The organism is Paenibacillus sp. OAE614 (assembly GCF_040546645.1).
Classification (GTDB): Bacteria; Bacillota; Bacilli; order Paenibacillales; family Paenibacillaceae; genus Paenibacillus_AQ; species Paenibacillus_AQ favisporus.
This window is the reverse complement of sequence record NZ_JBEPOD010000001.1, coordinates 350894-373512: the sequence shown is the minus strand read 5'-3', so window position 1 is coordinate 373512 and position 22619 is coordinate 350894. Positions and strand designations below refer to the sequence as shown.

Below are 22619 nucleotides of genomic sequence, written 5' to 3'. Positions count from 1 at the left end.
GCTTTCAGTGGAAACTTTTCTTGCGAGATCAAGATGCTTTTCCCAATAGAGGTTGGACTTTCTGATCTCTAAAGAAAAGTATGATCGATGTAATCCACAGAAGACAGACCGCTTTTAGTGGAAACTTTTCTTGCGATAATAGAATGCTTCAGCTTCGCTGAAAACGATAGATTCTATTATCTAGATAAGAGCCATACTGTGCAGGAACGTTTAGAGAAATACCCATCCTGCGGTAGAGAGAACATGGACGAGCATTTCAGCGCCCTTATAGGCAGAGAGGTTCGCCATGATTAAAGGAGAGAGAACCATGTACAAATTGATCGCGATCGACATCGACGATACTCTGATTAACGACGATAAAGAGGTGACCCCGGGCACCCAGCAGGCGCTGGAGCAGGCGGTCGCCAAAGACGTAGTCGTCACGCTGGCCACGGGCCGGGCCTATGCCTCTGCCCAAGCCATTGCCCGCCAAACCGGGCTGAACGTGCCGATCATTACGTACCAAGGAGCACTGGTCAAAAACCTGATGGACGAAAAAGTCCTTTACGAGCGCTACGTGCCAAAGGATGCGGGCTACAAGCTGTTCCAATACTGCATCGAGCATAACCTTCACCTGCAGGTTTATATCGACGACAAGCTGTACGCCCGTGAAGAGAACCAGAAGCTGAAGGATTACAGCGAGCTGAACCGCACGCCTTACTATATCGAGCCGGATTTTGAAAAGCTGATCGCCCAGAAGACGCCGAAGATGCTCATCATCGACGATCCGGCCTACCTGGATCAGCTGATCCCGATTCTGCGCGACCTGCTGGGAGACGAAGTGCACATCACCAAATCGAAGCCGCACTTCCTCGAAATCATGCACCGCGAAGGCACCAAAGGCCATGCCCTCACCTTCCTCGCCAGCCACTTTGGCTGCGACATGTCCGAGACGATCGCCATCGGCGATTCCTGGAACGATCATGAGATGCTCGAAGCGGCAGGCCTAGGCATTGCGATGGGCAACGCCATCCCGGCGCTGAAGGACATTGCGAACTACGTAACGTTAAGCAACAACGACGAAGGCGTGAAGGCCGCGATCGAGAAGTTCGTGCTGAACGTTTAATTCGGTCGAATATTTAGCGATACGCAAGATTTAAAAAAGACAGCCGCGAATCAGGATCACCGATCCTAGTTCGCAAGCTGTCTTTTTGTTTGCCGGCTAATATTTTCCCGGCTGCTGGTTTACCGTTTACTGAACCGCTTTGGCCCGGTCCTTGCCTTTATCCGACTCGCCGGCATTTTTGTTGGCGGCTTCCCGGTCCTGCTGCATTTCCTCCACGGTCTTCACCTTGAGGCGTGCCGCGCCGCGGTATCCTTCCCGGGTTGGAATCAGGTTGCCGGAAGCCAGCCGTACCGACGCCTCAGCGATGGCATCCCCGTATTGCGGCAGCCACTGCTCCTGCGCCACGAGCATTTCGTCGACCATCTGCCAAATTTCCTTCGGATTGCACACCGCGCCGACCAGCGGGTCCATCATGAATGCCTGGCGAAGCAGCTTGTCGTCGCCGTGCACGGCCGCTTCCACTGCCAGCCGCTGCACAGAAATGCTCGCATTGCAGACTGCCGCCGGTCCGAGCGGCAGATCCCCAACCATCGGCATGGAGATACCGTTACGGTCGACGTATCCCGGAGCCTCGATGATCGCGTCATCCGGCAGATTGGTGATCACTCCGTTGTTGACCACGTTGAAATGCCCACGGTACACCCGCCCCGTCTCCAATCCTTCGATAATGTAGGATCCGTGCTCATGGCTGCGCTGGTCCTGCTTGTATTCGAACGGCTTCTCCTTCATCCAGTTGGGAAAATCGGTCTCAAACCAGTTGCGCCCTTCCGTGCAGACGCGAAGGTATCCTCCGGTCTCCCCGTTGATCCAGCTGCCGAGGTCGATCCAGTCGTTGATTTCGTCCGCCCGCTTGCGGTACCACGGAACATACTCGCTGAGATGTCCGTTCGATTCCGTGCTGTAATAGCCGAAGCGGCGCAGCATGTCGATCCGTACCTTCTCCGTCCGGCTGAAATCTGGATGCTTCTCGAACGCTTCCAGCAGCTTGCCGGTCAGGTCCTCCCCATTATGGCGGATCTGGATATACCACGTCTGATGGTTGATGCCCGCGCAGATGATATCCACTTCCTCCTGCTTCAGGCCAAAAGCTTCCGCAATCTGCCAGTGGCCGCCCTGCACCCCATGGCACAGTCCGACCGTGCGGACCCCGCCGTACTTGTTGCAGGCCCACGTGAGCATCGCCATCGGATTGGCGTAGTTCAGCAGCAGCACGTCCTCGGACGCCATTTCGCGGATGTCCTTGCAGATGTTCAGCATCTCGGCGATGCCGCGCTGTCCGTACATGATGCCGCCTGCGCACAGCGTGTCGCCCACGCATTGATCGACGCCGTATTTGAGCGGGATGTCCACATCCGTCGCGAACGCCTCCAAGCCGCCAACGCGGATCGTACAGATAACATATTTGGCATCCTTTAACGCCTCGCGACGGTTCGTCGTCGCGTGAATGTTAATGTCCAGCCCGTTCTCCCGAATGTCCCGCTGGCACAGCTCGGTTACCATGTCCAGGTTATGCGGATTGATGTCCGTAAAAGCAACTTCCACGTTATGAAATTCCGGAACGGACAACAGGTCGCGCAGCAGTCCACGGGTAAAGCCAATGCTTCCCGCCCCGATAAAAGCAATTTTAAATGACACGGCAAAAACCGCCTCCCTTAAGAATAGTCGCCAGGTTCACCCTGATACAGGTATTGTAGCAACCCTTTCTGGGAAAACGTTATCAAATTCATGACCTCTTTGCCGGAAAAGTGTCAACGATTCTCACTTTTTGGATTTGGATTACTGCACATCCCGGGAATCCACGTACCCTGCGATCCGGGAAGCCTTCCGGTACTCGACCGGCGTCTGGCCGGTATGCTTTTTGAACATCAGATGCAGATACTGGCGGCTGCCGATCCCCACGTAATCCGCGATATCCGCCACAGGAATTTCCGTCTGCCGCAGGAGCATCGCTGTTTTGTCCATCCGGTAGGCGTTCAGGTATTCCATGATCGACAAGCCCGTCTTCTGCTTGAATACCCGCTGCAAATACCCGGGGTGAAGCCGGACATGCTCGGCGGCGTCTTTGACCTGGATGCTGCGATCGTAGTTCTGATACAGGTACTCGATGCACTGCCGCACGTACATGCTCTGCGTATCGGGACCGGCCTCCACGTATTCCTGATGCAGCCGGGCAATCCGGATCAGCAGCTCGGCGAGCATCAGCTGCGGCATCAGCTCCTGTCCGGATTCGGCGGCGTCCAGCTCCAGAACTAGATTTTTCAGCAGCTGATGCACGTCATGAAATTCCCTAAGCACGACATAGGGAGCCGGGTTCTGGAACAGCGCCGCAAGTGCTTCCTCTCCCTCGGCAAGCTGCTTCGTCGACGGCAGCACCCCATCCCGCTCGACAAAGCGGAATTCGATGTTGAGCATCCGGCAGGTTCCCGTCACCAGCAGACGATGGGGAACGGTTCCGTCCAGCAGGATAAAGCCGCCCTTGGTCAAATGCACGACCGCCTCGTTTTCACCAGACGGCTTTACTCCGACCGAACAGTTCCCGTCTATGACATACATGATTTCGGAGGAGTCATGGGTATGCAGCGCCATGTCAAAACCGTTCCACTCTTTAAAATAGTAGGCGCTCACCTCCGGCCGGCAGTCCGCCAGCATCAGCTTTTGGGGAAATAATCCGCCGGGTTCCCATCCGTCCAATTCGCTGCCATTCCATCCGCTGACGTTTGCCATGGATACGAACCTCCTTTTTCCCTTAACGGTCAGCCCAGCTCAACCTTCATCCCGGCCACGGCTAGCGTCACCTGCGGAGGGAGCGGATAAGACCGGTTCAGGTCGATATCATGCGACATATGGGTGTAGACCGTTCGCAGCGGCTTCACCTCTTGCAGCAGCTCTGCCGCTTCCTTCATATCGTACACGGACCGGGTGGGATAAGGCGCCGTCTCATGAAAAAAGCTCGTCCCGAGCACCAGCAGATCCAGGCCGTGCAGCGGCCTTTTCTCCTCCTCGTTCAGACCGATCGAGTCCGAGCAGTACACCCAGCGGAAGCCCGGCTTCTCCAGCCGGTATGCATAGGCATAACCGTTCGCGCCATGCGTCACCTTCCACGTGGTGATGTTCCAGCCGCCAAGCTCGATTCCAGCATCAGCGGGAATCATTTGAAGCTGCCGGTGGATCCATGGAAACTGCCGCTGAATTTGGTCCAGCACCTCCTGCGGGGCATACAGCTCCCCTTTGGCCTGCCGCCAGCGGCATTCATCCGCCCACTCCGGCAGCCCGCCGATATGGTCAAAATGCGCATGCGTCACCAGCATCCGCGCCGTCGCCCGCTGCCCGATCGCTTCCATCTGGCTGCGCCAATCCGGGCCGCAATCGATAATAAAGCTGTCGGCCTCCCCCTGCCCCTGGACGAGCACGGAAGAACGCAAGCGCCGGTTCATCCCCGTCGTCCGGGCCTCCTCGCATACCTCGCAGCTGCAGTACACGCGCGGGACGCCCATCGCGTCCCCGGTTCCCAAAAAGATCAATGCGTCCATTGCGTCGGTCATCTCCTTATTTTTCCTATGTATGTAGGGTGGTGGTTATATTCCTGGTTCGTTACAGCTATATAGAATGAACTCAAGAAATTCATGTTGAAGGGCTTGGATAAGCTGTTACAACAGGGGGTTCAATTCGAAACTTGAGTTCAATCTATAATATGATACCATATTCGCCTTTCGGAGAGTTCTCGGTCCAGAGACCGACTTCAAAATCATTCCAGCGACGATTTTTGCCGGCCCTTTATTCGAGTACACTGAGATCAAAGCTGCGAACGACGGACGCATCAGGCACCGCTGTTAAAACTGCCCCTGACCGGCGCAAGCCGGACACAGATGATCGGATGAACCGCATAATGCGGGTGCCCGGTGCCTGGGAGAAGTCCATAAATCCAAGTTCGCCAAATTTGTACCGTAAAATTTAGAAGAAACGAGGTCACCCGCATGGAGCTTTTCCGCAATGCCACATTTGTTAAAATGTTTTTGGCCAACTTCGCGTCCCAGCTTGGGTCAATGGTTGGCAGCATGGCTTTCGCCTTTTATCTCGTCGACCGCTTCAGCAGCCAGCCTGCATACGCCACGTTAGCCGAGCTGATGTATTCTCTGCCGACACTGGTCGTGTTCCTGTTCGTCGGCGTGCTTGCCGACCGACTCGACCGCAAACGCATCGCCGTCAACAGCGACTGGATCCGCGCGGTCCTCTCCCTGGTCCTGCTGCTCGCGATTTATGAAAACTGGATCGTCGGCGCGTTTGCCCTTCTATTTCTGCGCAGCGCCATCTCGAAGTTTTTTGCACCCGCCGAAATGAGCCTGCTCCAGGGGGTCATGAAACCCGAACAGTACGTGCAGGCTTCGAGTCTGAACATGTCTATCTCAGGCGTATTCATGCTCTTTGGCATGAGTCTTGGCTCGGCAGCTTACTATTACCTCGGCATTGAAGGCGCCATTCTGATCGACATGGCCAGCTTCGTCATCTCGGCCCTGCTTCTCATGTCATGCCGTTTCCCGCAGCATGTCTCCCAGCCCAACGGCAAAGTACGCTTGAAAGACCTGAATCTGAAAAGCATCGCCGCCGACTTCGGCATGGGCTTTCAATACATCGTCCGTTCGCGCCTGCTGCTGGCTATTATTCTCGGCTTTTTCTTCTTCGGCATCGTCAACGGCGTGTTTTCGATCCTGCCCCTCTTTACGATGAAATACAAGCTTAGTCCGGAGCACTACGAGGTATACACACCTTTGGTAATGGTATTCCTCGGGATCGGCTACCTGGTCGGCAGCGCAATCAGCACCCTGCTTATCAAAAAGATCGGTAAAGTCGGCGTACTGATCACCGGATTGTTCCTCATCGGCATCATTACGCTGGTCGCCGGCGGTTTCCACCACATTCAGCTGTACTTGGGCACGATGGTGCTGCTCGGTGTGATTCTCGCACCGATCAATGTCGTGCTGGGCGGATGGCTGCCGGAGCTCGTCGAGCCCCAAAGCATGGGCCGTGTCAGCGCCTGGATCGAGCCGCTCAACACGACCGGCCAGGCGATCGCGCTCGGATTTCTGGCCGTCGCCTTCCCCGGCATGGTATCCGTCACCGCACTGTACTGGATCCTGGCGGCCAGCATCTTTATCGTCAGCGTCTATTACCTCGCCGTCCTACCTTCGCTCAGCCGCAGGCACCAGCAGCAGGAGATGAACGTTGAAATGCCCGGCTGATGGCCGGGCTTTACTCAAAAAAGAAGAAAGCCCCTTCCCATAAAGGAAGGGGCCAGTATGTAACTAGTTCTTACTAATAAATCGTCAGCGCCGCAGCCACGGTAACCCCAATAAAGCATATGTTCCCGATCGTATTGATAATTTTATCGCTGCCGAAGCTGATTTTGACTCGGCGCACCACACCGAAGAAAAGCATCACGCCCACCATATGAATTACAAACCGCATCGGCGAATCCGATTCATTCACATAACCGACCAGCATCTTGCTACAGAATATCCAGAGTACGGCCAAAAACGTAAACAGTGCTGCACTATACAGGTACCGCGAAACACCTTTTACCATGGAATAACCGCTCCTTCCGTCTTGCTTATAGGACACTTCCAACTGACTATGGTCTAAACCTATTTTCTGACTGGTCAAAAAATATCATTACTCTAACTCTACCTTTAACTTTAGCATAGAACAGATATTTTTCCAACAATTCCCTTATTCATAAAAATGTCAGACTCTAGTTTTCGGATCAACTTGTCCGGGATCAGCCCACATAACAGCTACTCCCACATGACTATTCCGCCTGCCAATCCCTTTGGCACACAAAAAAGCAGGCCCCGCCAAGCGGTCGCCTGCTTAAACCCTGCTCCGATTTCTGCCACTCAAATCCCCGCCAGCACCTGGTACCACACACCCCGCTTGGAGTAGAGCGTGCTGCGCACCTCGGCCCAGCCGCCGAGGTAGCTGATATCGAACAGCCCTTTCGGCACCGGGTACTTGGAAGCGTTGGCCTTCAGCACCTCGTCGTCGACGGGCCGGAAGCCGTGTGCGGCAAAGATTTCCTGCGCTTCTTTGCTCCACAGATACTTCACGAACGCTTCGGCCACCTTGGTGGTGCCGTGCTTCTTGGCAAAAGCGTCTACGACGGCGGCCGGATTCTCGATCAGAATCGTGTTCTCCGGAATGACGACGTCGTATTTGACGCCCTGCTGGATGCGCGCAAGGAGCTCATTCTCGTACGTGACGATGACGTCGCCCACGCCGTACTCGAACGCCGCCATAGACGCCCGGCCGCTCTTGTCCAGCGACTCCACGTTCTTGTGGACCCGCTCCAGGAAAGCTTTGGCCGCGGCCGGATCCTTGTGTCCCTGCTGCTCCGAAGCTTTCAGACCTGCGCCGTAAATCGCATTGATGTCCCACTGCGCCCCGCCCGAAGTCTTCGGGTTGGGGTACAGCACTTTGACCCCCGGCTTGGTCAGGTCCTGAAAATCCTTGATTCCCAGCGGATTCCCTTCCCGCGTGCCCAGCACGACGATGGACCGGGTGACCATGCCTTGATCCGGATGTTTCGTCTTCCAGTCCTTGTCGATGAGCCCTGCACTGACGAGCTTATCGACGTCTCCTTCCATCGCGAGCAGCGTGACGTCGGCCTCAAAGCCGCCGGCAATCGCCCGCGCCTGGGTTCCCGACGCCTCATAGGACTCCTGGAATTTGACCGTCTGCCCGGTCTTCTCCCTCCATTCCTGCTGAAACTTCGGCAGGATGTCGGCCATCGCATCCTTCGCCACGCTGTACGCGCCGATCACCAGGGTGACGTCGCCGCCCGCTGCTGTTACGGTGCCATTCACCGGAGCATCCTTGCTGCAGCCGGTAAAGACGAGAATGCAGGCCAGCAGCAGAGCACCGAGAAGACCCGGGCGGAGTGCCGGCTTTCTATCGTGATTTTGCATCGTCTGCTTTCGCATCGTCTGCCACTCCTTTAGACTGAAACTTGCCGTGTTTGCCGCATCAGCCTGCCGGAGGGCAGGCTGGAATCGTAATACGGATGATCTTCACAGAAGCGGTATTGCTGTGTCATCTCTAAATTACGGAAGTATCCGTGCTAAGAGTAAGTATTTTCCGAGGTCAAATATGAGATTTCAAAGAAGCGATACTCGGATCCCTTTAAATAATGACCGGCATCGGGTCCACCTTAAGCCGGTTTTCTTCGATCCAGCTGCGCTCGTCGTTGAACAGGTACGCGCGGTGCACCAGCACCCGTACCGGCTGACCCGGCTGCAGCGTATCCTTCTCCAGCGAGCGGTACGTCATCAGCTTGTGGCTGCCGACTTCGACCTCCACCATCCACTCGCTGCCGCGGAAATGCAGATGGCGCACGATGCCTTCCTCCGTCGCGGACAGCACCCGGAATTCGTCGGGCCCGCCGACTTCAATGTACTCCGGCCGGATGAGCGCCCGGGTGCCGCTGCCCCCGGCAGCTTCCTCGAAGCCTTTCAGCTCGCGGGCATTCTCCACCACGGTGGACTCCCCAATAAAGGTCGCGACGAACGGCGTCTTCGGCTCCTTGTAAATATCCCACGGGGTGCCCTTTTGCTCCAGGCGTCCCTGGTTAATGATCATAATTTCGTCAGCTACCTCGATTGCCTCGTCCTGGTCATGCGTCACGAAGATCGACGTGATGCCCACCCGCTCGATCAGCTCCCTGAGCCAGGATCGGAGCTCCTGCCGGATCTTGGCGTCGATCGCTGCAAACGGCTCATCCAGCAGAAGCAGCTGCGGTTCCGGCGCGAGCGCCCGGGCAAAAGCGACCCGCTGACGTTGCCCGCCGGAGAGCTGCTGCGGATAGCGCTTCTCAAAGCCCGCCAGCCCGGTCAGCTCGACCAGCTCCATAACCCGGTCCTTGATCTGCGACTTCGGCGTTTTCTTCACTTTCAGGCCGAAAGCAATATTGTCGAACACCGTCATATGCTTAAACAGCGCGTAGTTCTGAAACACAAAGCCGATGCCCCGCTCCTGCGGCGGAAGCGCGTTGACCAGCTCTCCGTGGAAGCGGATTTCCCCGCTGTCCGGCGTCTCCAGCCCTGCAAGCATCCGCAGAATCGACGTTTTGCCGCCGCCGCTCGGCCCGAGCAGACCGATCAGGTGGCCCTTTTCAATTCCAAAATGCACATCCTTTACGGCATGAAAATCACCAAAATGCTTGTTCAATCCGCGAACTTCCACATGCATATCAGCGCACTTCCCTTCTTTTTTTGGCCCATTCCATCAAGAGGAGCAGACTTACCGAAAAAGCAGCCAGAACCAGCGCAACGCTGTTGGCCGAAATGACATTGAAATTTTCCACGTCCTGGTATACCAGCGTCGTCGCCGTTTGGGTCCTGTTAATGATATTACCCGATACGACGAGCACCGCTCCGAACTCACCCAGCGAGCGCGCCACCGTCAGCACGATACCGTATATGACCGCCCAGCGGATCGATGGCCAGGTTACTTTCCAGAACGTCGTCCAGCCGTAGGCCCCCAGCGTCGAGGCGGCTTCTTCCTGCTGAGCCCCGATCTCCTGCAGCACCGGCATCACCTCTCGCACCATGAGCGGAAAAGTGACAAACAGCGTGGCAATGACCATCCCCGGAAAAGCATACACGATTTTAAAGCCAATATCTTCGAAAAACGCCCCCACCGCGCTTCCCGGCCCCAGCAGAAGCACGATCATCAGCCCCCCGATGACAGGGGACACCGCATACGGCAGGTCGACGATGCTGTTCAGGAATCGCCGGAGCCCGCCGCTCATCCAGCTGCCGCGAACGAGATAGATGGCCATCATCATGCCAAGCAGCGTGTTCAGCACCGTCACGGTGACGACGATAAGCCCCGTCATCATCAGGGCGTGCAGCGCCTCAGGCCTTGCCAGGGCATCACCCAAACCGCCGAGGCCACCTTCAAAGGCACCCATAACCATTTTGCCGAGGGGAGCGATCAGCAGCAGGAAAAAGACCAGGTAAGTCAGCGTAATCCACAGTTTCTTCATGCTCTCTTCCCCTTCGTCTGCACAAAATTCACGACCCAGAGTATGACAAAAGACAGCGTCAGCAGCAGAATCGACACAGCGGCGGCCCCGGCGGTATTGTCGCTCTCAACCTCTCCGTAAATAAACACGGAGGCGATCAGCGTCCGGCCCGGGATGTTGCCTGCGACGAGCACGACGGCCCCAAACTCCGCCAGCGCCCGGGAGAAGGCCAGCATTCCACCGCTGAGCATGCCCGGCAGCATGGACGGCAGCACGACTTGGAAAAAGATTTTGGTGCCCGAAGCCCCTAGCGTCCGCGCCGCCTCCTCCTCGGAAGGATCGATTTCCTCCAGCAGCGGCTGCACCGCGCGGATGACGAAAGGAAACGTGACGAACACCATGGCGATGACGATCGCCGGCTGATGGAAAACAATTTCGAAACCGAGCGCTTCGGCGGCTCCGCCGATCAGGCTACCCGGTCCGAGCAGAAGCAGAATCATGAGGCCCCCGACCGCGGTCGGCAGGGCAAACGGGAGATCCACCAGACTGTTCAGCAGCGATCTGCCCGGAAAACGGTAGCGGACGATCACCCAGCCGATCATCGTACCGATCAGAACGTTAATCATCGTGGCCACAAGGGCCAATTTCAGCGTAAGGAGCACGGATTTCCACGCGATCGGGTCTTTCACGCTTTCCGCAAAAGCGCTCCATCCCAGCGAGAACGAATGATAATACACTCCCAGCAAAGGGAGCACGACCAACAGTACAAAATAAAGAAGAACGGTGCTTCGAAAACCCCAGGTCCAGCCTTTATGTCGCAGCAGTGTATTCACTTGACCCCTCCCTGCCTCCGGGAATCGGCCCGGTCGGCGCTTGACGATTGATGATTTCCATTATAGATTAAATTATTCCTATTTGACTACTTGGTTTTTGCTTATCAGTACTTTACCAAAAACTGTCTCACACCGTCAATACAAAAATAGATTTATTTCCAGTCTCCGTTTACGCCGCAAAGAAAAGAGCCTGCACGAGTGCAGGCCCTGCATTTTTCAGTTCAAAACATTCAGCCCGTTTCGGGGCAAAGTCAAGGTCTAACCGTGATGATCCTTTGCCTCATCGAGACCGTCTGCGATGGAATTCCCAGCACTCCTCTCTGTTATCGCTTCACCACGGACATATGGAGTTGATCGGCATGCGCAGTTCTTTTCGAACGTCTTTGGAAGGTTGCCAGGATGACGCCGCAAATAATCAACACCGAACCCGCAACTTGCATGTAGCTGATCGGCGTACCTAGAATGAAGTAGCCTGACACCATCGCAACAAATGGCTGCAAATTCAGAAACAAGGACGCGGTCGCGGCACCTACCTGACGAATTTGAGCGTTCCAGACGACGGCGCATAATCCTTGGATAAGCAGCGCGGACCCAATTAAGACAAGCCACCATACATAGTGTGGACGAATCTCAGCATGCGGTTCGATCCAGAACGATACCGGGAGTACTGCAATAAAGCCCAGCATCGTAGAGTAAGCCGTTGCCACAAGCGGTTCGATGCGCTCTGTCAGCTTTTTCATGAGAACGACAGACCCTGAAAATGCCAACATGCAAATCAGCATCCATCCAATCCCGGACGAGATGCGAAGCATAAAACCTGCGCCATTTACCACAACGAAAAAGACACCTGCAAAGGCGACGACCGACCCCATCGTCATCCGAAGCGTGAACGGTTCCTTTAGAAACAAGCGGGCAAACAGCGCAGTACAAATCGGTGATAACGATAATATCAATGAAGCCGTCGTCGCATCGACCGTGCGCAGCCCCGTAAAGAAGGAGACTTGATGCAGCAGCATTCCCACTAGAGCATAAGGTATTAAATACACGGTATCCCGCAGCGTAACCCGAACTAATCGGCGGGTGCCTATAAGAAAAACGTCTATCGACGTACCTTCAAAGAAGACAGACCGCGTTTAGCTGAAGTTTTTCTTGCGATTATAGAATGGTTCAGCTTCGCTGAAATTTATAAATTCTATAATCTTCAAATATACGAGCAGGAACACCGAGGAGACGGCAAGCCGATAGGCCGATAGATGCAGCGCAGGAAATGCTTGCAGCAAAAGCGAGCCCAGCACGAAGTTGCTACCGTAGAGTGATGCGCAAAACAATAGAAGCAGATAGGACCGCAAACGATTCGCCTTCTTTCAAAAATGTGGGTACGAAAAAAGCCTGCGGCAGCATGCCGCAGGCCTCGTTTTAGGAATATGAAACTTGGGGAACTGCACTCGGGTTATTTCGCCGGGATATACGATTCTTCAAGGAAGCTGAGGATCGCTTGAAAAGCCTGCATCCTATTTTTCTCTAACAGCACCATATGTGTTCCTTCTCCAATCTCTACCCAGCGGCGATAAACGGCGCCGGTCAGTGACGTGAAAAAGTTTTGCGCCAAATCAAGAGGCACATCGATGTCCCATTCCGCGTGAACAAGAAGGACAGGCACCGTGATCTCCTTGGGCTCATAAAAAGCTCTGTTAGCCGTCCAGTATTCACGGATGTCCAGAATCGTCCCATTGGTCGCCCGAATATGTCCCGGATGGTCGCTTTGGCTTCCCGGATCGGAAGCTAACGTCGCTTCGGTCCATTGTTCGAACCAGCCTTCCGGAATCAGATCGCCGCGTTTATCTTCAGGGGCGGCGCTTAGCCAGCGTTCCTTCGTGCTTCCGACCGGGACGAGACGATAGGAGCCGAGCGGACCTCCGGTATCGATAGGGACCGGTTTCGTGCTCAGCCACTGAGGCGCAACAAGAATAAGCTTGTTTACTTTTTCGTTGTTTCGGCTCGTATACGCCCCGGCGACTGTTCCGCCCCAGGACATTCCCAGAATGTTGACCTTCGATAAGTTCCGATGTTTTAAAACGAAGTCTACCGCCGAGCCCAGGTCGCGAACCCCCGTCTCCGTACGAACCAGCGGAGGGTTGGAGTCAGCGGGCTGCTCCATTTCAGGGGGTCTCGTCGAACCGCCGTAACCGCGTACATCTACGGCATACACGTCGTAACCATGACTTGCCAAATAGTCCAAGAACGTGAAACCATCCAATTCAACGTCATACAAACTGCCAATCGGATATGTGGCGCCGTGAACCATGACAATCGTTTTCTCGTTCGTGAACGTGTTCATGGAAGCCGGACGTTTGTTGCGTACATAAAGTTCGATTCCGGACGTATCGCTGGGGATACGGTGGTCTTCGGTCAAAATCGGTATATCGTGCCTAAAATCGTTTGTCGTCATGTTGTCAGCACCTTTCAATGTGATTAGGGTAGTTTATTAGATGAATTCCCATTTGAATCCGTTGCCGTTACGAGTCACGTACCCCGCAGAACTCCCCGGAAAATGGGTACTGAAATAAATGATGGGCCGATCCGCGATATAATCCAATACCCTGCGCCGAGAAACGCGTGCTTGTTCCGTGAATTCGCAATACATGGAGTTCCACTCGGGATGATATACCTGAAACGGATGGTGCATCACGTCAGCACCGAACAAAGCTTCTTCTCCGGCGGACGTGAGGCTGATCGACATCTGACCGATGCTATGGCCGGGAGTCGGAATAAATTTGAACATATCGAGGAACTCTCCCCCTTCTGGAGGGATTGTCTTCACCAGTCCAGCTTCGACGACAGGCAAAACGCTCTCTTCGTATGCGTTAAAGTTGGGTTCGTTTTCTTTATTGTGGCTGGCCGGGCTGGAGTAATATTGTTGTTCCGAAAGCGGAAATACATAGGTGGCGTTCGGGAACGTCGGTACCCAATTACCGCCTGCAAGCCTTGTATTCCAGCCGACATGATCCACATGCAAATGCGTCAACAGGACATAGTCCACGTCTTCCGGCGTAACCCCCGCCTCCAGGAGACGATCAAGATACGGCAGCTTTAGATTGGACAATTCCGGATTATACGGAAGATTTTTATCATTTCCCGTCGCTGTATCAATAAGGATCGTATGGTCCGGAGTCTTCACGACCCAAGTTCCTATACTAACGACAAGCTGAGAATCGCTGTCGATTAGACCGGCGGGCAGGGTATCCCGATTCTTTTCCAGAAACGCCGGGTCCCACGAGCCCGCAAAATAAATTTCCGGCGGGACGCCGCTCAGCGTCATTTCCGTGACACGGGTTACGGTTGCGTCGCCTACTTTATAGACTTTGTTCATTTGAAATCCTCCGGTTTTCTTTCTAAATCGTAGATCGTTCGAGACAACTATTATAATGGGATCTGAAAGCACCCCAAAAATTTCGCTCAATATGGAAATGGTTGAAGGAATTCGTAAATACCCGGGTATGAGACTGAACATCAACCTTGATATAATAGTAGTTCTTAACCCCTGATATTTCAACGGTTTTACAGCGTAATTCGCTCTGCTTCAAAGTGCTTGATACCACTGCAAATATCCGATATGATACACGTAAAAATTACGTTCACAGCGAAATTTTCAGGTGAGGAGGACTTCAGATGAATTCAATCGGCGATACCATTCGAAATACGAGAAAAAAACAAAAATTGACGCTCAAAGAGGTTTCCACCATGGCCTCCATCTCTTTGTCTTTTCTCAGTGAAATCGAACGCGACAAAGTGAATCCATCCCTTAGCGTTCTCAAGCGTATAGCAAACGCTCTGGGTGTGAATTTTACCGATCTGTTTGGCGAGGAGAAACGAAGCATCGTCATCAGAAAAAACGAACGAAAACCTCTCGTTCACTCCGAGGGTTCCAGAATAACTTGGTATGCTCTCAGTCATGGAAGCGGCAATAAGATGGGACCGATTTGGGGAGTTCTCGAAAAAGGCGCAACATCAGGGGATGTCGGCGTTGGCCATCCCGAAGGGGAGGAGTTTCTTTTTATCCATACCGGACGATTGGAGTTCATCCTTGGAAATGAACGGTTCACACTTGAAGAAGGCGACAGCATTTATTACGATGCCCGAACACCGCATAGTTACAAAAATATCGCCGAGGGGGAGACGCTGCTGATTGCCGTTCCCTCTCCAGCTACCTTCTAGATTCACTTTATCCTGTGGAGGAATAGGCCAGCCCGTTCATTGTGCTTACGGCACAGCAACTGTATCATAGGCTTATGACATGTCCAATATCAGGTAAAATACACTTTAGGAAAGGAGACATACGACATGCTGCATACCCTTGAATTAAGTACGGCGTCACGGGACGAAATGAGGGATATTACCCGCGAGATTATCTCGCTGGTTCATCAGAACGGGGTCAAGGAGGGGACGGTGCTGATTTACTGCCCGCACACGACCGCTGGCATCGCCATTAATGAAAACGCCGATCCGGACGTGAAGCATGATGTGCTGCTGCGTTTGGATGAGGTGTATCCGTGGGAGCATCCAAAATACCGCCACGCCGAAGGCAACACGGCTTCCCATTTGAAGTCGATCACCTGCGGACCATCGCAGACCGTGATCATTACGGAAGGTGAGCTGCTGCTCGGACGCTGGCAGGGCATTTATTTTTGCGAGTTCGACGGGCCGCGTCGCAGACAATACCATGTAAAAATTATGGAGGGATAAGGAAGCCCGCCGTATCCCCAAAAGCAGGCATGACAAAACAGGTGTCGGGGTATGAGGCGTTTCTGTATGCCCTCCCCTTCACCTTATTTTCTTCAGCTGCGCCCACACTCACCACAGCATTTATACGTTGGCGCAATACCAATTCACCGTTATAAAGTAAGTACCTAAAAAAATTACCGCAGACTGCGGCAGCATATCTTCACATGCGTGATGGCCGCGGGTTTGATCTCCTCAAAAGTCACGCGATCCTGGATGTAATACGATATGAATCCGTGCATGGACAAAAATAACGTTAACGGCAGATTGCGGCAATGATCGGGGCCGTGCTCCTCCTCGTTCATATATCGGCGCACCATGGAGGCAAACAATTCGAAGCAGCGCCCCTGCTCAGAACGGCAGTAGGACAGCAGTTCTTCGTCCCGGATCATGAACATGATCTCGTACTGATAAGGATGGTCCAGGCCGAAACGGATGAACTCCAGCATGAGCTGTTCCACCTTGGTCAAGTCCTGGGTCGGAGCGACCTTGAGCACCTTATTCAGCTGTACAGCGAGATTGTTGAAATCCTCAACCACGATGGCGTAGAACAATTCTGCCTTTTCCTTGAAATGATAGTATAAGGAACCATGACTGTAACCTAAATGCTGACCAATACTGCGCATAGAAATGGCCCGGTATCCCTTGGTCACAAACAAATGCCTGGCCGCTTCCAGAATCCTCTCCCTCGACAACTCCTGTTCCACTGCTCTTCTTGCCATAGACCTTATTCCCCTTCAATAAAATAAAGCTTTTCGCCCTCCGTAATCAGGGATTGCCCCTGCGTCAAATCCACCATCCACGACATAAACGTCTCCGCTTCGCGGTCTTCCGGTAGGCACGTCAGCCGCACCTTATCCGTAAACACCGTTTCCCCCATTCGGACCTCACGGCCCCGGAGCTCGTTCTCGACCTTTCCCAGCCAGGTATAGTCGATTTCCACAAAAATCTCGCGGTGAAGCACGCGTGTGATCGCTTCCCCCGCTTCAATCGCCGCCACCGCACCGTCCGTGTATGCCCGGATCAGTCCTCCCGCCCCCAGCATGATGCCGCCGAAGTACCGGGTCACGACGATCGCCACATTTTTCAACCCTTGATTGCGGATTACCTCGAGAATCGGCTTACCGGCCGTTCCGCTCGGCTCCCCGTCGTCCGACTGCTTCTGGATCTCATCCCTCTCCCCGATCATGTAGGCGGAGCAGTTATGTGTGGCATTGAAGTAGCGCTTCTTGATCTCTTCAATAAAAGCGTTTGCATCATCTTCGCTGTCCACCGGTTTCACATGGCCGATAAAACGGGACTTCTTAATGACAATTTCCTTGGATCCCGCCCCTCGGACGGTCCGATAGCGATCAATCATGTTCATGCCCTTTCTTATTTGCCAAGAAAGCAGTCCCCCGCTGTTGATTAACCGGTGAACTGCTTCCCTAGCTTTGTATGTCTATTCAAAAGTTGCTGATGTTATTCTTATTCGGACAGTCTTGCTTCCAGCTTCGCTTTTTCTTCCTCATAGCCCGGTTTGCCGAGCAAAGCGAACATGTTCTTCTTATAGGCTTCCACGCCAGGCTGGTCAAACGGATTGACGCCAAGCAGATAGCCGCTGATACCGCACGCCTTTTCAAAGAAGTACACCAGATATCCGAAGGAATACGGAGTCATATCCGGTACGGTTACGATCAGGTTAGGAACCTGTCCGTCTGTATGTGCCAACATCGTGCCTTGGAAGGCCTTTTTGTTGACGAAATCCATCGTTTTGCCAGCCAGGAAGTTCAGGCCGTCCAAATCGTCCAGATCGCTTTCGATCGTAATTTGCTTCGCTACATTGTCCACCTGGATGACGGTTTCGAAAATGTTGCGGCTGCCTTCCTGAACAAATTGTCCCATGGAGTGCAGATCGGTCGAGAAGTCGACGGATGCCGGATAAATGCCTTTGTAGTCCTTGCCTTCGCTTTCGCCGTACAGCTGTTTCCACCACTCGGATACGAAGTGAAGAGAAGGCTCGTAGTTCACGAGAATCTCGATGGCTTTGCCTTTGCGGTACAGTGCGTTACGCACGGCAGCGTATTGGTAGCTGAGGTTCTCATGGACGTTCGGGTTGCTGAATTCCTTGGAAGCGTCAGCGGCACCCTGCATCATCTCTTCGATGTTGATTCCGGCAGTAGCAATTGGCAGCAGGCCAACCGCAGTCAGTACGGAATATCTTCCGCCCACGTCGTCCGGAATGATAAAGGACTCATAGCCTTCTTCACTCGCGAGCTTCTTGAGGGCTCCTCTTTCCTTGTCGGTTGTTGCATAGATACGCTTGCGGGCTTCTTCCTTGCCGTATTTCTTCTCCAGCTCGGCTTTGAAAATACGGAATGCAATCGCAGGCTCCGTCGTTGTGCCGGACTTGGAAATGACGTTCACGGAGAAGTCCTTGCCTTCGATCAGATCGAGCAAATGCGCCACGTAAGTGGAGCTGATGTTGTTGCCGGCGAAATAGACTTCAGGCGTCTTGCGCTTGTCCTTTGGTAATACATTATAGAAGGAATGGGACAGAGCTTCAATCGCCGCGCGTGCGCCGAGGTAAGATCCGCCGATTCCGATGACGATCAGAACGTCAGAATCGCTTTGGATTTTCGCTGCTGCTTTTTGGATGCGTGCAAATTCTTCCTTGTCGTATTGGGTAGGAAGATCGATCCATCCCAAGAAGTCAGAACCTACGCCTGTCTTGTTATGAAGCTGCTCGTGAGCGAGTCGGATCGGCTCTGCCAGATAATCCACTTCGTGCTGACCGATAAAGGAGAGCGCCTTACTGTAATCGAAATTTAATTTGGTAGACATATCTAATGTAAACCTCCTAGTTTGGCTTCATCTCTATTCTATTTACGCTCCGAAAAAAACAGCTTTAGAATAGGATACTGTAATTTCACTGCATTTGGCAAGGACAATATGACGCTTATCCACCCACAATTTCACTTCTTCCCCCATGGATTGTCGCATGGCCTCATGGTAAACTTAATGAATGCTTATATCTCACAGGAAAAGGTGATTCTCATGAAAAAAATAGGCTTCATCGGACTGGGCACCATGGGAGCGCCCATGGCTTCCAATTTGTTAAAACAAGGTTACGAGGTAACCGTCTATAACCGCACGGCTTCCAAGGCCGAAGCGCTTGTCAAGGAAGGTGCGTCCCAAGCTGCCACTCCTGCCGAAGCGGCCTCAGGACAGGATGCGGTCATCACGATGGTCAGCAATGACGATTCCATCCGCGAGGTGTTTTACGGCGAAGACGGCATTCTGAAAACGCTGGCTCAAGGCACCACCGTCATTGACAGCAGCACCATTTCCCCGGGGCTCGTCAAAGAGCTGGCCGCCGAGGTTCACAAGCTCGGAGCCTATTTCCTCGACGCACCGGTTACTGGCAGCAAGCCGGCGGCCATCGACGGCACACTCGTTTTTATGGTCGGCGGAGAAGCTTCCGTGCTGGAAGCCGCATCCGGCCTGTTTGATACGCTGGGCAAGAAGGTCATCCATATGGGGCCAAGCGGCAGCGGTTCCGTTGCCAAGCTTGCCCATAACACGATGGTCGGCATCAACAACCTGGCCTTGGCGGAAGGCTTCGCCATCGCCGCCAAATCCGGCATTCCTGCGGACAGCTTCCTCGAGCTGGTTCAGCTCGGTTCGGCCGGCAGCAAGGCCGCGGACCTGAAAGGCCGGAAGATCATCGACCACGACTTCAGCAACCAGTTCTCCCTTGCGCTGATGCTCAAAGACCTGAAGCTTGCCTCCTCCCTCACCGACGCCACCGGCGTACCGTCTCCGATGCTGAACCTGGCAAAAAGCCTGTTTCAAGCCGGGCAGACGCAGGGCTTCGGAGATGAGGACCTGTCCGCTGTCGTCAAATGCTATGAAGCATGGATCGGACAGACGATCGGCGGTAAACCGCTGCAATAATGGACAGGCTCCTTCCATATACAGCCATAGGTTGAATGGAACGGCTCCAAATTATGCAGAAAAAGTGAGTTTACCGGAGAGAAAAGGGTAAGTCCGCCAGATGACGGACTTACCCTTTTTCGTTACTCCGCCGGGTAGGAGCAGCAGTAATCGGTTACGCTGAACACTTCCAGAGCGAATTTGGAATGGGCAGGCACGTGAAACGTGTGTGCTCCCTGAATTTCTTGCCAGGATTCTTCACCGGGAAGAAGGACCTTCAGGTGGCCGGACAGGATCTCCATAATTTCAGGACCGTCCGTCCCAAATTCATACGTGCCCGGAAGCATGATTCCGAGCGTAACCTTGCTACCATCTTCCAGAATGACGGTGCGGCTGGTCACCTGGCCGTCATAATAGACGTTGGCTGCTTTGACGATGGTGGCATTGCTGAACTGCGACATGTGCTCACTGCTCCTTTTGAACTCAAAATATGAATTAAACGGCTATGACCTTACAGCAGCCCTTTGACACGGCTGACTACATTGTCCACCGTAAATCCGTATTCTTCAATGACGCGGTTGCCAGGAGCGGATGCGCCAAAGATGGAGATGCCGAGAATGTCGCCTTTGTCGCCGACATAGCGTTCCCAACCGAATGGAGAAGCCATTTCGATGGCAAGACGTGCTTTGACGTCAGGCAGCAGGACGGAATCTTTGTAAGCTTGATCTTGTTTTTCGAACAGATCCCAGCTTGGCATGCTGATGACGCGAACTTCGATGCCCTCTTTGGACAGCGCTTCGGCAGCTTTCACAGCCAGCTGTACTTCGGAACCCGTTGCGATGATTTGCGCTTTAGGTTTGCCGTTCTTCGCGTCAGCTACTACATAAGCACCGCGCTTGATGCCTTCGCGTGCGCCCTCAGCCGTAGCGGCCAGGATTGGCAGGTTTTGGCGCGTCAATACGAGCGCTACCGGGTTCTCTTTATTTTCAACCGTGTAAGCCCAGGCAGCCGATGTTTCGTTGGCGTCAGCCGGACGGATCACAGTCAATCCAGGAATGATGCGCAGCGATGCCAGCTGTTCGATCGGTTCATGGGTAGGACCGTCTTCACCAACCGCAATACTGTCATGAGTCAGAACGTAAGTGACAGGCAGCTTCATGATCGAAGCAAGACGAACCGCCGGACGCAGGTAGTCGGTAAATACGAAGAACGTACCGCCGAATACTTTCAGTCCACCATGCAGCGTCATGCCGTTCATCACGGCAGCCATCGCGAATTCGCGTACGCCGAAGTAGATGTTGCGGCCTTCGCGGCTGTCAGGCGTGAAGTTAGCCAGGTTGTTCAGGTGAGTCATCGTGGAGCTTTCCAAGTCGGCGGATCCGCCCAGCAGCTGTGGTACGCCGCCTGTAAGACCGTTCAGGGCGTTACCGGAAGCAACACGTGTCGATACGGCTTTGTCTTCCACGGAATACTTCGGAAGGTCTTTATCCCATCCTTCAGCAAGGTCGCCGGCAACAGCCTTTTCGAATTGAGCGGCCAGTTCAGGATAAGCTTTCTTGTAAGCTTCGAACTGCTCGTTCCATTCTTTGTTGACTTTCACGCCGTGTTCTTTCACTTTCGCGAAATGAGCGCGAACTTCTTCAGGCACGTAGAAGTCTTCTTCGTATACCCATTTGTAGAATTCTTTGGTCAGCTTGGCTTCTTCCGCACCCAGTGGGGATCCGTGAGTACCGCCATGGCCACCCTTACCTTGTTTGTTCGGGCTTCCGTAACCGATGATGGTTTTCACTTCGATCAGGGTCGGTTTGCTCGTTTCGGCTTGCGCTTCCGCAATGGCTTTCTCGATGGCCGGAAGATCGTTGCCGTCTTCCACGCGCAGCACTTGCCATCCGTATGCTTCGAAACGCTTTTGTACGTTTTCGGAGAAGGACAGGTTGAGTTTACCGTCGAGGGAAATGTCATTGGAATCGTACAGCATGATCAGCTTGCCGAGCTGTTGATGGCCCGCCAAAGAAGCAGCCTCATGCGAGATACCTTCCATCAGGTCGCCGTCGCCGCAGATCGCGTACGTATAGTGGTCAACCACTTTGTAGTTGTCTTTGTTGTAAGTTGCAGCCAGCTGAGCTTCAGCCATTGCCATACCAACGGCCATAGCCACGCCTTGTCCAAGAGGACCTGTCGTTGCGTCAACGCCAGCGGTGTGACCGAACTCTGGGTGACCTGGAGTCAGGCTTCCCCATTGACGGAATTGTTTCAGTTCTTCCATTGGAAGATCATATCCGCTCAGGTGAAGCAGGCTGTACAGCAGCATAGAGCCGTGCCCAGCGGAGAGAACAAAACGGTCGCGGTTAATCCAAGTCGGATTCTCCGGATTGTGGTTCATCGTCTTTGCGAACAGCTGGTATCCCATTGGTGCAGAGCCCATCGGCATACCCGGATGTCCGGAGTTGGCTTTCTCGATCGCATCGATCGCGAGGGTACGGATCGTCGTAATCGACAGATTATCGATGGTCGCGTTCTCGGCCTTGTCAATCGCTTGATTCTTGTCAGTCATGGTTATCCTCCTCAGTATTTCTGGGAAATTAACATGAAGCGGGCACACTTGAAAGCACGGAAAAACCCGGCGGCTTAGAAGAACATCCGCTTGAATGTTTCATTTTGACTTATTATAACACTTGCCTTTCTTCTTTTCCATAACCTTTATCACCATTCCCCATGGAGAAGGTCATTATGCGGAGCAAATCAGAACGGATGACGGGGCAGCAGATCCCGGTCGAAGCCATGAGCCGGGCGGGATTGGGCTAAGTCTAGCCCGCCCTCCGTCTGGCAATAGTTTCAAACTTTTTTCATTACCTCTGCGGTTGACGCGTCTTCCATCTATGACCCGCACGGTCCGGTCCTGAAACAGCAAAAACCATTGGAAACAGCCGTTTCTTCGAGTATGATAGTTCGTAACTCAACTGCATGTAAC

Annotated in this window: 21 protein-coding genes; 5 read left to right on the top strand and 16 right to left on the bottom strand. The window is 53.6% G+C overall.

The features are described 5' to 3' along the window. The first annotated feature begins 307 nt into the window (after positions 1–307). The gene (locus tag ABIE48_RS01925) at positions 308–1105 is read left to right on the top strand and encodes a Cof-type HAD-IIB family hydrolase (protein WP_076173429.1); all 798 of its coding nucleotides are present in this window, start codon (positions 308–310) and stop codon (positions 1103–1105) included. Positions 1106–1231: 126 nt separating this feature from the next. On the opposite strand, the gene melA is transcribed toward ABIE48_RS01925, so the two are convergent. The 3 genes from melA to ABIE48_RS01910 form a co-directional block, all read right to left on the bottom strand. Further along, positions 1232–2740: an alpha-glucosidase/alpha-galactosidase gene (gene melA / locus ABIE48_RS01920; protein ID WP_145025853.1), complete on the bottom strand. Its 1509-nt coding sequence runs from the start codon at positions 2738–2740 to the stop codon at positions 1232–1234. A gap of 141 nt (positions 2741–2881) precedes the next feature. Continuing rightward, positions 2882–3829 (bottom strand): AraC family transcriptional regulator, encoded by a 948-nt coding sequence (locus ABIE48_RS01915; RefSeq protein ID WP_354518192.1) that lies wholly within the window; start codon positions 3827–3829, stop codon positions 2882–2884. Between the two features lie 29 nt (positions 3830–3858). Further along, positions 3859–4635, bottom strand: a complete 777-nt coding sequence (locus ABIE48_RS01910; protein WP_192716311.1) for an MBL fold metallo-hydrolase — start codon at positions 4633–4635, stop codon at positions 3859–3861. A gap of 444 nt (positions 4636–5079) precedes the next feature. Here ABIE48_RS01910 and ABIE48_RS01905 point away from each other — a divergent pair, with 444 nt between their 5' ends. Then, on the top strand, positions 5080–6342 hold the full coding sequence (locus ABIE48_RS01905) for an MFS transporter (RefSeq protein ID WP_145025857.1): 1263 nt from the start codon (positions 5080–5082) through the stop codon (positions 6340–6342). 73 nt (positions 6343–6415) lie between these two features. On the opposite strand, the gene ABIE48_RS01900 is transcribed toward ABIE48_RS01905, so the two are convergent. From ABIE48_RS01900 to ABIE48_RS01865, 8 genes are all read right to left on the bottom strand, one after another. Next, positions 6416–6685, bottom strand: a complete 270-nt coding sequence (locus tag ABIE48_RS01900) for a hypothetical protein (RefSeq protein ID WP_192716310.1) — start codon at positions 6683–6685, stop codon at positions 6416–6418. Between the two features lie 311 nt (positions 6686–6996). After that, positions 6997–8064: a sulfate ABC transporter substrate-binding protein gene (locus tag ABIE48_RS01895; RefSeq protein WP_192716623.1), complete on the bottom strand. Its 1068-nt coding sequence runs from the start codon at positions 8062–8064 to the stop codon at positions 6997–6999. A gap of 214 nt (positions 8065–8278) precedes the next feature. Beyond that, positions 8279–9343 carry a sulfate/molybdate ABC transporter ATP-binding protein gene (locus ABIE48_RS01890; RefSeq protein ID WP_076173434.1) on the bottom strand — a complete coding sequence of 355 codons (1065 nt, stop codon included), beginning with the start codon at positions 9341–9343 and terminating at the stop codon, positions 8279–8281. A 1-nt stretch (position 9344) separates the two neighbouring features. After that, positions 9345–10142: a sulfate ABC transporter permease subunit gene (locus ABIE48_RS01885; RefSeq protein ID WP_116231956.1), complete on the bottom strand. Its 798-nt coding sequence runs from the start codon at positions 10140–10142 to the stop codon at positions 9345–9347. Beyond that, positions 10139–10954, bottom strand: a complete 816-nt coding sequence (gene cysT, locus ABIE48_RS01880; RefSeq protein WP_076173436.1) for a sulfate ABC transporter permease subunit CysT — start codon at positions 10952–10954, stop codon at positions 10139–10141. Before cysT ends, ABIE48_RS01885 begins: the two co-directional genes overlap by 4 nt. A 323-nt stretch (positions 10955–11277) precedes the next feature. Continuing rightward, a complete protein-coding gene (locus tag ABIE48_RS01875) occupies positions 11278–12042 on the bottom strand; it encodes a DMT family transporter (RefSeq protein WP_354520559.1) in 765 nt (254 codons plus the stop codon). Positions 12043–12404: 362 nt separating this feature from the next. Continuing rightward, positions 12405–13403, bottom strand: coding sequence for an alpha/beta hydrolase (locus ABIE48_RS01870; RefSeq protein ID WP_192716309.1), 999 nt, complete (start codon positions 13401–13403; stop codon positions 12405–12407). Between the two features lie 36 nt (positions 13404–13439). Then, complete coding sequence (locus ABIE48_RS01865; RefSeq protein WP_192716308.1) at positions 13440–14324, bottom strand: MBL fold metallo-hydrolase; 885 nt, start codon at positions 14322–14324, stop codon at positions 13440–13442. A 299-nt stretch (positions 14325–14623) separates the two neighbouring features. On the opposite strand from ABIE48_RS01865, the gene ABIE48_RS01860 reads away from it, so the two are divergent. Together ABIE48_RS01860 and ABIE48_RS01855 are read left to right on the top strand one after the other, a co-directional pair. Continuing rightward, complete coding sequence (locus ABIE48_RS01860; RefSeq protein WP_145160688.1) at positions 14624–15169, top strand: helix-turn-helix domain-containing protein; 546 nt, start codon at positions 14624–14626, stop codon at positions 15167–15169. A gap of 126 nt (positions 15170–15295) precedes the next feature. Then, positions 15296–15697, top strand: a complete 402-nt coding sequence (locus ABIE48_RS01855; protein ID WP_192716307.1) for a secondary thiamine-phosphate synthase enzyme YjbQ — start codon at positions 15296–15298, stop codon at positions 15695–15697. A gap of 173 nt (positions 15698–15870) precedes the next feature. Here the strand turns inward: ABIE48_RS01855 and ABIE48_RS01850 are convergent, their stop codons facing one another. From ABIE48_RS01850 to ABIE48_RS01840, 3 genes are all read right to left on the bottom strand, one after another. Beyond that, complete coding sequence (locus ABIE48_RS01850; protein ID WP_076173442.1) at positions 15871–16455, bottom strand: TetR/AcrR family transcriptional regulator; 585 nt, start codon at positions 16453–16455, stop codon at positions 15871–15873. 5 nt (positions 16456–16460) lie between these two features. Then, entirely contained in the window at positions 16461–17093 is a 633-nt protein-coding gene (locus tag ABIE48_RS01845; protein ID WP_145026418.1) for a YigZ family protein, read from the bottom strand. Positions 17094–17200: 107 nt separating this feature from the next. Further along, positions 17201–18556 (bottom strand): glucose-6-phosphate isomerase, encoded by a 1356-nt coding sequence (locus tag ABIE48_RS01840; protein ID WP_192716306.1) that lies wholly within the window; start codon positions 18554–18556, stop codon positions 17201–17203. 213 nt (positions 18557–18769) lie between these two features. Here ABIE48_RS01840 and ABIE48_RS01835 point away from each other — a divergent pair, with 213 nt between their 5' ends. Beyond that, a complete protein-coding gene (locus ABIE48_RS01835; RefSeq protein ID WP_192716305.1) occupies positions 18770–19669 on the top strand; it encodes an NAD(P)-dependent oxidoreductase in 900 nt (299 codons plus the stop codon). 122 nt (positions 19670–19791) lie between these two features. Here the strand turns inward: ABIE48_RS01835 and ppnP are convergent, their stop codons facing one another. Continuing rightward, a complete protein-coding gene (ppnP, locus tag ABIE48_RS01830; protein WP_076173446.1) occupies positions 19792–20109 on the bottom strand; it encodes a pyrimidine/purine nucleoside phosphorylase in 318 nt (105 codons plus the stop codon). Between the two features lie 50 nt (positions 20110–20159). After that, a complete protein-coding gene (gene tkt / locus ABIE48_RS01825; RefSeq protein ID WP_192716304.1) occupies positions 20160–22202 on the bottom strand; it encodes a transketolase in 2043 nt (680 codons plus the stop codon). Positions 22203–22619 lie beyond the last annotated feature (417 nt).